Below are 12,966 nucleotides of genomic sequence, written 5' to 3' on the forward strand. Positions count from 1 at the left end.
AAAGGTTAACGGTAAGTCTGGCAACGGACGGTTTCTTCCTTGCAGAACATTTCCGCGTGCTGGCGGCGGCATTGCTGAATCACATCCAAGCGTGCGCGGCCGCGGTTGACGTTTTCGGTACGGAATGTGTCGGTAAATGCCGACAACGTACACACGTGAACTTCGTTGTTTCTGCGTGCGGAACGCTCGTCCAAACGCTCGCTCAGTAGGCGGTTTACTTGGGCAGTCAGTTCGGCCACCTGACGCTCCAGTGCCGCAATGCGTTCGCTGTCGGAAGGCGCGGCTTGGACAGCGGCCGCCATCAGCATCAGGCATAAAAAGGAAGCGGTTTTTTTCATCATGGAGGAAAACCTTTCTAGTATAAAACAGCGGTATAGGGTCAAATATTCTTTCACTTTAAGGCCATTATCATGCTTTGACAAGGCGAGGGAGGCCGTCTGAAACAAAATTTTCAGACGGCCTTAAAAATATCGACTTGAGTTTTTTACCTTCCGCCCACATATCCGACCCAGTTCAAACTTATTCAAAACACTATCAAAATTATGAGTACCCAAGATTATTACGAAACCCTTGGTGTTGCCCGCAGCGCTAGCGACGATGAAATCAAAAAAGCCTACCGCAAGCTGGCAATGAAATATCATCCCGACCGCAATCCCGACAACAAAGAAGCGGAAGAAAAATTTAAAGAAGTCCAAAAAGCTTACGACACCTTGTCTGACAAGGAAAAACGTACCATGTACGACCAATACGGTCATGCCGCGTTCGAACAGGGCGCAGGTGCGGGCGGATTCGGTGGCTTTGGCGGTTTCGGTGGTGCGCAAGGCTTCGATTTTTCCGATATTTTCAGCCAAATGTTCGGCGGTGGCGGCAGCGCAGGCGGCCGTCAGCCGGATTACAGCGGTGCGGACTTGCAGGTCGGTATAGAGATTTCGCTTGAAGAAGCCGCCAAAGGCGTGAAAAAACGCATCAATATTCCGACTTACGAAGAATGTGATGTCTGTCACGGTTCAGGTGCTAAACCGGGCACATCCGCATCGACTTGTTCGACCTGTCACGGCTCAGGCACGGTACACGTCCGCCAAGCCATTTTCCAAATGCAGCAGACTTGTCCGACTTGTCACGGTACAGGCAAAGAAATCAAAGATCCTTGCGTCAAATGCCGTGGCGAAGGCCGCACCAAAACCAGCAAAACGGTTGAAGTCAACATTCCGGCAGGCATCGACGACGGCCAACGCATCCGCTTGAGCGGCGAGGGCGAACCGGGTCAACACGGCGCACCGGCAGGCGATTTGTATGTCAATGTCCGCGTAAGACAGCACAAAATCTTCGAACGCAACGGCTTAGATCTGCATTGCGAACTGCCGATCAGCTTTGCCATTGCCGCATTGGGCGGCGAAGTCGAAGTGCCAACTTTGGACGGCAAAGTCAAACTGCACATTCCGAAAGAAACGCAAACCGGCCGCCGTATGCGCGTGAAAGGCAAAGGCATCAAGTCTCTGCGTTCTAGCTCGACCGGCGATTTGTACTGCCACATTTTGGTTGAAACACCGGTCAACCTGACCGATCGTCAGAAAGAGTTGTTGGAAGAATTTGAAAAAATCTCCTCCGGCCTCGACCTCAGCCAAACCCCGCGCAAAAAATCGTTTTGGGAAAAAGTAGGCGATTTGTTCTCCGATAATTAATCATTGTGAAAAAGGCCGTCTGAAACCTGCTTTATAGGGTTTCAGACAGCCTTTTGTTTTTCTTTTTGTTGCTTCAAGCCATGGATTGCCTTACAATTCGGGCTTCACTCTTACGGGAGTAGCCATTCGGCGCAATGCCGAAACCGTTGTCAACATAATCGGCTTGTGCGGCCGTGGCAGCGGTATCTTCTCTGCTTTATCGGAAGACAGGCAAGACGTAAGCGTTGTCCATACCCTTGCGGGCGGTATGCACAGCGCTTTTTGTTTGCCCGCTTTTCGGTTGAGTATCTTAAATCATGGAAGCTTTTTTCTCCTCGACGCTGGGCGTTGCCATTGCCGAAATCGGCGATAAAACGCAATTGCTCGCGCTCTTTTTGGCAGCACGTTTTTCCCACAAAAACGCGATTGTTGCCGGTATCTTTATTGCAACCCTGTTGAACCATCTTGTTTCAGCCGCACTCGGTGTCTGGCTGGCATCTGCTATTTCGCCCGAAGTCATTAAATGGGTGGTCGGCGGCAGCTTTATTGCGGTCGGATTATGGCTGCTGTTGCCGGACAAAGACGAAGACCCTGATAGTAAGTGGTTGAAATACGGCGCATTTACAGCAACGGTCGTCCTGTTTTTCTTGGCAGAAATCGGCGATAAAACGCAGATTGCGACGGTTCTTTTGGCGGCAAAATACCAATCTATCCTGCTGGTCGTGGTCGGCAGTATTGCCGGTTTGATGATTGCCTCTGTGCCTGCCGTGTATTTGGGCGAAATGCTGATGCGCAAAATTCCAGCCAAAGCAGTACGCATTGCCGCATGTATCTTGTTCTGCCTGCTGGGTATTTTGACCCTGCTTGGCGACGGTATTGTGTTGAAGGCCGTCTGAAATGTGGGACATTGTTTTTGAGCACAAAGACTTTGTGGTCATCAATAAGCCTTGCGGCGTATCGGTGCACAGCGAATCGGAAGGGGATGTTTGCCTGACCGCTTCGCTGGCGCAGCAGCTCGGCGTTGAACGCGTGTGGCTGGTTCACCGTTTGGACAAAGCCACCAGCGGCCTGTTGCTGCTTGCGCTCAACCGCGACAGCGCGGCCGCTTTGTCGGCGCAGTTTGCCGAAAAAACCATGCGTAAAACTTATTTGGCACTCGGTACGCACAAGCCGGCGAAAAAGCAGGGCTGGGTGAAAGGCGGTATGGTGCGTTCGCGGCGCGGTACATGGAAGCTGACGCGTGACGAGGATAATTTTGCCGTTACCCGTTTCAGCAGCCAAAGCCTGCAGCCCGGTTTGCGGCTGTTTGTGTTGCAACCGTTTACCGGCAAAACCCATCAGCTGCGCGTGGCTATGAAAAGCATAGGCAGTCCGATTTTGGGCGATACGCTGTATGGTGGCGATGATGCGGAACATCTGTTTTTGCACGCTTGGCGTTTGGTTTTCGACTATCGCGGCGAGCATTTCGATATTCGGGTTGCGCCTGATAAGACATGGCCGTCTGAAATCGATTTGTCGGCGTGTTTGGGTTCGGATGAGTCCGAATAGAAGCAGTGAGATTTTTGTATATATTAAAAAAGGCCATCTGAAAATTGTTCAGACGGCCTTTTGATTGTTTCAAGTTTACATTTCCAATTCGCTCAAACCCGGCAAGTCGGCAAAACAGCGGTCGTGCGTGATTTGGCAGAAGTTGTCCAGATAGCCTTTGTTGGCATCTTCCGTACGAATGGCAGCATAAAGTTTGCTTTGCAGGCCGTCTGAAGTGATTTTGCGGTGGACGACGTAGCCTTTTTCCAAATACGGCATAACCGTCCAATAGGGCAGGGCGGCGATGCCGCGTTTGCTGGCAACTAGCTGAATAATGGCGATGGTCAACTCGCTGTGGCGGCGCGGCGGATTAATGCCTTTGGGCAGCAGCACTTTTTTGGGCAAATCCAGCATTTCGTCGGGGACGGGATAAGTAATCAAGGTTTCGTCGATGAAGTCTTCGGCTTCCCAAACGTCTTTGTCGGCAAGCGGGTGGTCTTCTGCGCAGATGCCGACCATTTCATAGGCAAACAGAGGGCGGTAGCTGATGCCGTTAAGTGGCTCGGCTTCGGAAACGATGGCAAGGTCGGCGCGGTGTTGCAGCAGCAGCCCGACCGGATCGGCTTGGAAACCGGAAACGATGTCCAATTCAACTTGCGGCCATAACGGGCGGAACTCGCCCATGGCAGGCATCAGCCAGTCAAAGCAGGTGTGGCATTCGACAGCAAGCCTGAGTTCGCCGGCTTCGCCTTCGATAATCCGCACCAGATCACGTTCGGCTGCGGCAACTTGTGGCAACAGCTCGCGCGCCAGTTGCAGCAGGCGCATACCGGCCGGTGTGAAGCGCAAAGGTGTGGATTTGCGTTCAAATAACGGCGTTTCGTAATAATTTTCCAAGGCGCGGATTTGGTGCGATAGGGCGGATTGGGTCAGGAAAACCCGTTTGGCGGCAAGGGAAACGCTGCCGGTTTCTTCTAAAGCCAGCAAGGTTTTGAGATGACGCAATTCGATAATAGAGTCCATGTGTTTTCAGACGGCCTGTGGGTAAGGTGGGGTATATTAAAATAATTCATGATGATGTGCAAATGATTAATGTTGGGAATGATTGCTGAAATCGGAATGTAAGAATTTGAGGTGTAAACAGATTTTGCGGTTAGAATGCGAAGCTGTTTTTGAAGATAGATATAAGGAGTGGAATATGGCTTTACGCCGCGAAATTCTGGCGTGGTGCGATGAGACATTGCAGGTCGGGCTGTTTAAAGACTATGCGCCCAACGGTTTGCAAGTCGAAGGCAAAGAAGAAATTGCCAAAATCGCCACTTCGGTTACCGCCAGCAAAGCTGCAATCGATTTTGCCGTAGAGCAGGGGGCGGATCTGCTTTTGGTTCACCACGGCATGTTTTGGAAAAGCGAGCCTATCACGATTACCGGTTGGAAAAAAGCACGAATTGAAACCTTGCTGCACCACCAAATCAATATGGCGGGTTACCACCTGCCGCTGGACGCGCACCCGCAACTGGGCAATAACGCGCAGTTGGCCGAGAAACTCGATTGGGTGCTCGAAAAACAATTCGGCGAGCAAAACCTGTTGAATACAGGCCGTCTGAAAACCACGCAAACATTGGCGCAGTTGTCTGAACGCATTGAGGCGGTATTCGGCCGCAAGCCGACCGTTATCGGCGATTTTGAACGCGAAATCAAACGTATTGCCTGGTGCAGCGGCGGTGCGCAGGGATTTTTTCAGACGGCCGTAGACGAAGGTGTCGATGCGTATCTGACCGGTGAAATTTCCGAAGCGCAATATCATCTTGCCAATGAAACAGGTGTAGCATTTATCAGCGCCGGCCACCACGCGACAGAACGTTACGGCGTACGCGCCTTAGGCGATGCCGTGGCAGAAAAATTCGGTATCGAAGTGGTTCACTTTGATGAAAACAACCCTGCCTGAGTATTGAGCAATATCATAAAACTTTACCTTATTTTAAATAATGCTTTGAGTATTACAACAAACTAGGTAGAATTACGCTGTTTAATGGCTCGGTATTCCCAAAATTTTAGGACGACTGAATAATGGATAATCAAGAAATCAACAACGGTCGCCGCCGTTTTCTGACACTGGCTACTTGCGGTGCAGGCGGTGTGGCGGCTCTGGGCGTAGCTACGCCTTTCGTGGCCAGCTTCTTCCCATCGGAGAAAGCTAAGGCTGCCGGTGCTGCTGTCGAAGTAGATGTCAGCAAAATCGAAGCAGGCCAAATGCTGACTGCCGAATGGCAGGGCAAACCGATTTGGCTGGTCAACCGCACAGATCAACAGCTCAAAGACTTGAAAAGTTTGGATGGCGCAGTTGTCGATCCCAATTCCGAAGTGGATCATCAGCCCGAAAACTGTAAAAACGAGCACCGTTCGATCAAACCGAACCTCCTCGTTGCTATCGGTATCTGTACCCACCTGGGTTGCTCTCCGACTTACCGTCCCGATATTGCTCCCGCTGACTTGGGCGCAGACTGGAAAGGCGGCTTCTTCTGCCCTTGCCACGGTTCGAAATTCGACATTGCAGGCCGAGTATACAAAGGTGTTCCTGCACCGACCAACTTGGTTGTACCGCCTTACAAATATCTGAGCGATACGACTGTTTTGGTGGGCGAAGACTAAAAATAAGGAACGATAATTATGGCAAACCAAACCAATAGCAAAGCAAAAGCATTGTTAGGCTGGATGGACGATCGCTTCCCTCTGTCTAAAATGTGGAATGAGCATTTGGCTCAATACTATGCGCCGAAGAACTTCAACTTCTGGTATTACTTCGGCTCTTTGGCCCTGCTCGTCCTTGTAATTCAAATCGTCAGCGGTATTTTCCTGACCATGAACTACAAACCGGACGGCAACCTTAACGCCTACCATCTGCCTGCTGCCTTTACTGCAGTAGAATACATCATGCGCGACGTGTCCGGCGGCTGGATTATCCGCTACATGCACTCCACCGGCGCATCTTTCTTCTTCATCGTCGTTTATCTGCACATGTTCCGTGGTTTGATTTACGGTTCGTACAAAAAACCTCGTGAATTGGTGTGGATTTTCGGTTCTCTGATTTTCTTGGCATTGATGGCAGAAGCCTTTATGGGTTACCTGTTGCCTTGGGGGCAAATGTCCTTCTGGGGTGCGCAGGTAATTATTAACCTGTTCTCCGCCATCCCTGTTATCGGTCCTGATTTGTCCACTTGGATCCGCGGTGACTTCAACGTTTCCGACGTTACTCTGAACCGCTTCTTCGCCCTGCACGTTATCGCAGTACCTCTGGTATTGCTCGGCTTGGTTGTGGCACACATCATCGCCCTGCACGAAGTGGGTTCTAACAACCCTGATGGTGTTGAAATCAAGAAAAACAAAGACGAAAACGGTATTCCACGCGATGGTATCCCCTTCCATCCTTACTACACCGTTAAAGACATCTTGGGCGTCGTTGTATTCCTGATTGTCTTCTGTTCTGTGTTGTTCTTTGCACCTGAAGGCGGCGGTTACTTCTTGGAAGCGCCAAACTTCGATGCAGCGAATGCGCTGAAAACACCTCCGCACATTGCGCCGGTATGGTACTTCACTCCGTTCTACGCAATTCTGCGTGCGATTCCTTCCTTTGCCGGTACTCAGGTATGGGGTGTAATCGGTATGGGTGCAGCAGTTGTATTGATCGCCTTGTTGCCTTGGTTGGATAAAGGCGAGGTTAAATCTGTCCGCTATCGCGGCCCAATCTTCAAAACGGCGTTGGTTCTGTTCATTATTGCCTTCATCGGTTTGGGTATTTTGGGTGCAATGGTAGCAACTGATACTCGTACTTTGGTTGCACGTATCCTGTCTTTCGTCTACTTTGCATTCTTCCTGGGTATGCCGTTCTATACCAAACTGGATACCAACAAACCAGTTCCTGAACGCGTAACCATGAGCACTACTAAACAAAAAATTATGTTCTTTGTTTACGTCGGTATTACCGTTGTCGGTGCTTACTTGTTTGCAACCAATATCTGATGAGGGCAGCGAAAATGAAACAAACTCTGAAAAACTGGTTTGCTGCCTTATTGCTGGCAGTGCCTATGAGTGCAGCCGTCGCCAGCGGCGGCGGACACTACGAAAAAGTCGATATCGATCTGCGTGACCAAGTCAGCCTGCAGCACGGTGCGCAAATCTTTACAAACTACTGTTTGTCTTGCCACTCTGCAAGCGGTATGCGCTTCAACCGTCTGAAAGACATCGGTTTGACTGAAGATGAAATCAAGAAAAACCTGATGTTCACAACAGACAACGTTGGTGATGTCATGGTAGCGGCAATGGATCCGAAAGATGCCTCCAAATGGTTGGGTGCGCCTCCGCCGGATTTGACCCTGATTGCCCGTTCTAAGGGTGCAGACTACCTGTACGCCTATATGCGCGGCTTCTATAAAGACCCAACTCGTCCGAACGGTTGGAACAATACTGTTTTGGCCGGTGCGAGTATGCCTCACCCATTGTGGGAGCAACAAGGTGTTCAAGCCGTTGAGTTGGATGCCAAAGGTCAGCCCGTTATGATTAAAGACGAGCATGGTAACCTGACTCCTAAGTTGTATTGGGAATCTACCGGTCTGCACAGCCGTCGCCTGCCTAACGGTAAAGTAATCCAAAAAGAGTACGATACTTATGTACGCGACTTGGTGAACTACTTGGTGTACATGGGTGAGCCTGCTCAGTTGCAACGCCACCGCATCGGCTACATGGTTCTGGCATTCCTGTTTGCGGTAATGCTGCCATTGGCTTACTTCCTGAAAAAAGAATTCTGGAAAGACGTTCACTAATTCTTTTGAATCAAAAAGGCAAACCTGTTTCAGGTTTGCCTTTTTTGTTTGTGAAATTGGTTTATGCAAAAATAATGTAAATTTTAAAATTACTTAATATAAACAATATGATATGTTAAATTTCTGGATTAAGTGTTTGAAATTATGTATAATTCTGTCTGAATTTTTATAAGGCTTAAGGCCGTCTGAAAAGATTTATCAGGAGTAAAAAATTATGATGACATTGTATTCAGGTATTACTTGTCCATTCAGCCAGCGCTGCCGTTTTGTGCTGTACGAAAAAGGCATGGATTTTGAAATCAAAGATGTGGACGTGTTCAATAAACCTGAAGACTTGGCTTTGATGAATCCGTATAACCAAGTACCGGTTCTGGTTGAGCGTGATTTGATTTTGCACGAATCAAACATTATCAACGAATACATTGACGAGCGTTTCCCTCATCCTCAGTTGATGCCGGGCGATCCTGTTATGCGCGGTCGCGGCCGTTTGGTACTGTACCGTATGGATAAAGAATTGTTCAGCTTGGTGCAAGTGTTGGAAAACCCTGAATCTACCAATAAAGAACAAGCTAAAGCGCGTGAAGCCATTGGCAATGGTTTGACACTGTTGGCACCATCTTTTACTAAAAACAAATACATCTTGGGCGACGACTTCTCCATGATTGATGTTGCCTTGTCTCCACTGTTGTGGCGTTTGGACTATTACGACATCAAACTGGGTAAATCTGCTGCGCCTTTGCTGAAGTACGCCGAGCGTATTTTCCAACGCGAAGCCTTCATTGAGGCATTGACGCCGGCTGAAAAAGCCATGCGCCGCTAAAGGACAGATCTATGGCAACTTCAACCAAACCGTATTTGTTGCGTGCTTTGTATGAATGGTGTTTGGATAATAACCAAACACCGCACATCGTGGCTTGGGTAAATGAACATACCCGTGTGCCGATGCAGTATGTGCGTGACAATGAAATTGTTTTAAATATTGGTCCTACCGCCAGCTATAACTTGAATATCGACAATGAATGGGTCAATTTCTCTGCCCGCTTTTCCGGCGTAGCGCACGAGATTTGGATTCCGGTCGGTCATATTGTCAGTATATTTGGCCGCGAAAGTGGAGAGGGTATGGGTTTTGAGGTAGAGCCATATCAGCCTGCTTCTGTTGAAGCTGCAGCGGTGGAAGATAAAAAAGCTGAATCTGCGGAAGACAAACCGAAAAAAGTATTGAAGCTTGTGAAGTAATTAAAAGATAAAAGGCCGTCTGAAATGTTTCAGACGGCCTTTATTGATTAGTTATTGAAATGGCAAAATTAATGAGCAATCAGTTATTAATTAAGCTAAACAAAAAAGCCCTTGTATTTAACAAGAGCTTTTTTGTTTAGTGGTGGAGGTAAGCGGGATCGAACCGCTGACCTCTTGCATGCCATGCAAGCGCTCTACCAACTGAGCTATACCCCCGAAATTTGGTGGCGAATCAGGGATTCGAACCCCGGACACAAGGATTATGATTCCTCTGCTCTAACCGACTGAGCTAATTCGCCGTTTCGTGAAGTCGCTATTATAGTTTTTTTTGAATATTTGGCAAGCGCTAATTTTGATTTTTTTTATTTCTTATTGTTTTTAAAAAATAAAAAGTAGATTGTCAGGTTATAGCTTATGGCAAATATCTCCGTGGCTGAAGCCTGTCCAATCGATATCAATGTCTTTGCCAAAAGCGATGACTTTAAAAAGTTCGCCCATTTCGTGCTGATGTATCAGTTTTTGTACTGCGGCGGCGGCTTGGATATATTCAACCGAATCCGGGCTGCCGATTTGTGCTAGCAGATCGGTGATGCCGAGATTGAGCAGGAAATAAGATTGGGGCAGGTAGCCGATTAAATCTAAACCTGATTCCGTGCCGGCGCGTGCAATATCGGTGAAATTGACGTGCGCAGTCAAATCGGTCAGGCCGATATTGAAAAATGGGTCGTGGATAGTGTGGTGGCGATAGTGGCCGATGAATGTGCCTTCCTTGCGTTGCGGATGGTAATACTGAGCGGCATCGAAGCCGTAATCGATAAATATCATGCCGCCGCGCTGCAATTTGGCGGCCAGGGTTTGGATAAAGGCATATTGTGCAGGATGCAGCTCGCTTGTGTATGAGGGAAGGGGAGGGAAGTATAAGGCGGCTGTTTGCGTAAGTTCGGCTTGTGCCAATGGTCTGATGGCTTCGATTAGCCCGTCATTCTCTAAACTGACGCCGATTTGTTGAAACCTTTCCTCTTGATAAATCAAGCGTTCCACCGGCATGGCATCCAATACTTCGTTGCCGATGATGATGCCGTCAAAGTGTTCTGGTAATGCGGTAAGGTGGATGACTTTTGCTGCTGCTTCGGGAGATGTGTGCTCAATAATATGTTGGCGTTGTCTCTCTGCAAGTTCTGCGGATAACTCAATAATATAGTAATGATTCAGGCCGTCTGAAAGGTCTTGCAAGAGTGTGGCAGCGAGATGACCTGTGCCTGCACCAAATTCGTAGATATTACCTGCTGTTTGCGGCAGTAATTCGGTAAGTTGTTTGGCAAGGGTTTGTCCGAATAGGGGGGAAAGGGTGGGGGCGGTAATGAAGTCGCCGTCCGTACCGATTTTATGACTGCCTCCGCTGTAATAGCCGTATTGAGGTGTGTAAAGGGCAAGCTCCATAAAACGGGAGAAGGGTATCCAGTTTTGATGTTGTTTAATTTCGTTTTTTATGAGCTTGGTCAGGTGTGCTGAAGAGGCTTGTGCATCAGGGGAAGGGAGGGGGAGTTGTGGCTTCATGACTGTTAGATAATGTAAAAAATTTGAATTTGTTTGTATATTATAGCCCCTTGTGACAGGGGTGGTAATCGGGTATAAAAATACTATATATAGTATTTTAAAAACACAAATAATACTATATATAGTGTTTTATGCTATATGAGATGACTGACATATTAATTTGTCATGCATTTTTGTATATATAAGCTATTGAATTTTAAGTGTTTAGTGTTTCATTTCAGATAAAGGGTTGATTTGACCTGATTGCCAAAATTTCTTATAGTGTCGGTTAGTGGGGCATAGTGGGTGAAAGTGGTTACTTTTTCCTAAAAAGTGTTCCGTAGGAGTGAAAACGAAATATTTTAGGAAGGTGGGATTTTTAATCCCACTCTAGTTTTATTTTAATCGAATTTGGGGTGTGATGTGTTTGGCGGTGCTCATGAATTGAGTATGGACAGTAAAGGGCGGTTGGCGATTCCTGCCAAATTCCGCGATATTTTGCTGCGCCGTTATACGCCTGCAATTGTGGTTACTCTGGATTCTCGAAAAAAATTATTGATGTACCCCGAGCCCGTTTGGGAAGAAAAAGCCGAGCAGATTTTGAAGTTGAAAGTAGCCGGCAATGAAGCTTTGCAACGGTATCAGAATTTACTGCTGCACAATGCGGAGATTTTGGAATGGGACAGCGCCGGACGCGTTTTGATTCCGGCGAATCTGCGCAAACGCGTGGATTTTGAAAAAGAAGTTACTTTGGTTGGCCGTGCAAACCGTATGGAGTTGTGGGGTCGCGAACATTGGGAAGAGGAAATGAATCAGGCTTTGGATATTGATCCTGATGAGTTGGCTTTCCAATTGAGTCAAACGGATTTGCAATTGTGAGTAAAGTTGAAAATTATCAGCATGTTACTGTCTTGTTGCATGAGGCGGTGGATGCGTTGGCAATCCGTGAAGACGGGATTTATGTGGACGGTACGTTCGGTAGGGGAGGGCATTCCCGGCTGATTTTGTCGCGTTTGGGTGAGCAGGGTCGTTTGGTTGTTTTTGATAAAGACCCCGAGGCGATTGCGGTAGCTAATGAATTGGCAAAGCAAGATAAGCGCGTCAGTGTCGTACACAATGGTTTTGAAACATTTCAGACGGCCTTGGATGAATTAGGCATCGATAAGATTGACGGTGCGCTTTTTGATTTGGGGATTTCGTCGCCGCAAATTGACGATGGCAGCCGCGGATTCAGTTTCCGCTTTGATGCGCCGCTGGATATGCGGATGGATCCGACTCGCGGGATGTCTGCGGCAGAATGGATTGCAACCTCATCCGAACAGAATTTACACGAGGTAATTAAGAATTATGGTGAAGAGCGGTTTAGTCGCCAGATTGCGCGCGCCATTGTTGCGCAACGCGAGGAGAGTCCCATCGATACAACCCGCAAGCTGGCGCAGCTTGTGGCGCAAAACGTCCGTACTCGTGAGCGCGGACAAGACCCTGCAACGCGCACCTTCCAAGCAGTTCGCATCTTTATTAACCGCGAGCTCGAAGAGGTAGAGGCAGTTTTGCCGCAAGTTGCAGGCCGTCTGAAAGAGGGTGGACGTTTGGCTGTCATTGCGTTCCATTCGCTGGAAGACAGAATTGTGAAGCAGTTTATAAAAAAATATTCGCAACATGCGCCATTGCCCCGTTGGGCGGTGGTTAAGGAAGCGGATTTACCTCAGCCGCCTTTGAAGGCTGTAGGCAAAGCAATCAAACCGGGTTCGACCGAGACTGAAGCCAATCCGCGTGCGCGCAGTGCAGTTTTGCGTGTGGCGGAACGAAGCAGTGGCGAATTTTCGGTTATTGAGTAGGGGATGGCGTCTGAACGCTGTCGTAAGAGATAGTCCTGTTGACAGGCCGTCTGAAAGTTTGAGATGGGTAAGTTGAATATTTTATTGCTGGTTTTGGTGACGGTCTCAGCCTTTGCCGTAGTATTTAAGCAAAACCAGTCCCGTTTGCATTTTATCGAGTTGGATAAGGCACAAAAACGGGAAATTCAGTTGGAACAGGATTACGCACGCTTGAAATTGGAGCAAGCAAGATTGGCAAACCACAAACTGATTAAAGTGGCGGCCGAAAAGCAACATCTGCTTCCACCGGGTGCGCATAATACGGCTATGCTGGAACGCAAAAAATAAGAATATAGAGCCTTGCATTAG

General features: G+C 48.2%; 15 protein-coding genes and 2 tRNA genes. 12 read left to right on the forward strand and 5 right to left on the reverse strand.

Going from position 1 to position 12,966, the window contains the following annotated elements:
• Positions 1–5: 5 nt before the first annotated feature.
• Entirely contained in the window at positions 6–341 is a 336-nt protein-coding gene (locus O3660_RS09470; protein ID WP_049350868.1) for a hypothetical protein, read from the reverse strand.
• A 201-nt stretch (positions 342–542) separates the two neighbouring features.
• On the opposite strand from O3660_RS09470, the gene dnaJ reads away from it, so the two are divergent.
• From dnaJ to O3660_RS09485, 3 genes are all read left to right on the forward strand, one after another.
• Positions 543–1,682 carry a molecular chaperone DnaJ gene (dnaJ, locus tag O3660_RS09475; protein WP_049350867.1) on the forward strand — a complete coding sequence of 380 codons (1,140 nt, stop codon included), beginning with the start codon at positions 543–545 and terminating at the stop codon, positions 1,680–1,682.
• A 296-nt stretch (positions 1,683–1,978) separates the two neighbouring features.
• Positions 1,979–2,557 (forward strand): TMEM165/GDT1 family protein, encoded by a 579-nt coding sequence (locus O3660_RS09480; protein ID WP_049350866.1) that lies wholly within the window; start codon positions 1,979–1,981, stop codon positions 2,555–2,557.
• 1 nt (position 2,558) lies between these two features.
• Positions 2,559–3,209: a TIGR01621 family pseudouridine synthase gene (locus O3660_RS09485; RefSeq protein WP_049350865.1), complete on the forward strand. Its 651-nt coding sequence runs from the start codon at positions 2,559–2,561 to the stop codon at positions 3,207–3,209.
• A gap of 75 nt (positions 3,210–3,284) precedes the next feature.
• On the opposite strand, the gene O3660_RS09490 is transcribed toward O3660_RS09485, so the two are convergent.
• A complete protein-coding gene (locus O3660_RS09490) occupies positions 3,285–4,211 on the reverse strand; it encodes a LysR family transcriptional regulator (RefSeq protein WP_003748251.1) in 927 nt (308 codons plus the stop codon).
• Between the two features lie 175 nt (positions 4,212–4,386).
• Here O3660_RS09490 and O3660_RS09495 point away from each other — a divergent pair, with 175 nt between their 5' ends.
• The 6 genes from O3660_RS09495 (at position 4,387) to O3660_RS09520 (ending at position 9,244) form a co-directional block, all read left to right on the forward strand.
• On the forward strand, positions 4,387–5,136 hold the full coding sequence (locus O3660_RS09495; protein ID WP_049350864.1) for a Nif3-like dinuclear metal center hexameric protein: 750 nt from the start codon (positions 4,387–4,389) through the stop codon (positions 5,134–5,136).
• A gap of 122 nt (positions 5,137–5,258) precedes the next feature.
• Positions 5,259–5,840 (forward strand): ubiquinol-cytochrome c reductase iron-sulfur subunit, encoded by a 582-nt coding sequence (gene petA, locus O3660_RS09500; protein ID WP_049350863.1) that lies wholly within the window; start codon positions 5,259–5,261, stop codon positions 5,838–5,840.
• A gap of 18 nt (positions 5,841–5,858) precedes the next feature.
• A complete protein-coding gene (locus tag O3660_RS09505) occupies positions 5,859–7,208 on the forward strand; it encodes a cytochrome bc complex cytochrome b subunit (protein ID WP_049328413.1) in 1,350 nt (449 codons plus the stop codon).
• A 14-nt stretch (positions 7,209–7,222) separates the two neighbouring features.
• Positions 7,223–8,008 carry a cytochrome c1 gene (locus O3660_RS09510; protein WP_049350862.1) on the forward strand — a complete coding sequence of 262 codons (786 nt, stop codon included), beginning with the start codon at positions 7,223–7,225 and terminating at the stop codon, positions 8,006–8,008.
• 214 nt (positions 8,009–8,222) lie between these two features.
• On the forward strand, positions 8,223–8,828 hold the full coding sequence (locus O3660_RS09515) for a glutathione S-transferase N-terminal domain-containing protein (protein WP_049328411.1): 606 nt from the start codon (positions 8,223–8,225) through the stop codon (positions 8,826–8,828).
• 11 nt (positions 8,829–8,839) lie between these two features.
• On the forward strand, positions 8,840–9,244 hold the full coding sequence (locus tag O3660_RS09520; RefSeq protein WP_049350861.1) for a ClpXP protease specificity-enhancing factor: 405 nt from the start codon (positions 8,840–8,842) through the stop codon (positions 9,242–9,244).
• 140 nt (positions 9,245–9,384) lie between these two features.
• Here O3660_RS09520 and O3660_RS09525 read toward each other — a convergent pair.
• The 3 genes from O3660_RS09525 to O3660_RS09535 all read right to left on the reverse strand — a co-directional run bounded on the left by O3660_RS09525 (position 9,385) and on the right by O3660_RS09535 (position 10,801).
• Positions 9,385–9,460 (reverse strand) — tRNA-Ala (locus O3660_RS09525).
• 6 nt (positions 9,461–9,466) lie between these two features.
• Positions 9,467–9,543 (reverse strand) — tRNA-Met (locus tag O3660_RS09530).
• A 106-nt stretch (positions 9,544–9,649) separates the two neighbouring features.
• Positions 9,650–10,801, reverse strand: a complete 1,152-nt coding sequence (locus tag O3660_RS09535; protein WP_049350860.1) for a class I SAM-dependent methyltransferase — start codon at positions 10,799–10,801, stop codon at positions 9,650–9,652.
• 402 nt (positions 10,802–11,203) lie between these two features.
• On the opposite strand from O3660_RS09535, the gene mraZ reads away from it, so the two are divergent.
• The 3 genes from mraZ (at position 11,204) to ftsL (ending at position 12,945) form a co-directional block, all read left to right on the forward strand.
• A complete protein-coding gene (gene mraZ / locus O3660_RS09540) occupies positions 11,204–11,659 on the forward strand; it encodes a division/cell wall cluster transcriptional repressor MraZ (protein ID WP_039861849.1) in 456 nt (151 codons plus the stop codon).
• The gene (gene rsmH, locus O3660_RS09545; RefSeq protein WP_049350859.1) at positions 11,656–12,618 is read left to right on the forward strand and encodes a 16S rRNA (cytosine(1402)-N(4))-methyltransferase RsmH; all 963 of its coding nucleotides are present in this window, start codon (positions 11,656–11,658) and stop codon (positions 12,616–12,618) included. Before mraZ ends, rsmH begins: the two co-directional genes overlap by 4 nt.
• A gap of 63 nt (positions 12,619–12,681) precedes the next feature.
• Positions 12,682–12,945 (forward strand): cell division protein FtsL, encoded by a 264-nt coding sequence (gene ftsL / locus O3660_RS09550; RefSeq protein ID WP_003681879.1) that lies wholly within the window; start codon positions 12,682–12,684, stop codon positions 12,943–12,945.
• The last annotated feature ends 21 nt before the right edge of the window (positions 12,946–12,966 follow it).

The sequence above is a fragment of the Neisseria sp. 27098_8_139 genome, from assembly GCF_041433195.1.
In the GTDB taxonomy this organism is placed as follows: domain Bacteria; phylum Pseudomonadota; class Gammaproteobacteria; order Burkholderiales; family Neisseriaceae; genus Neisseria; species Neisseria subflava.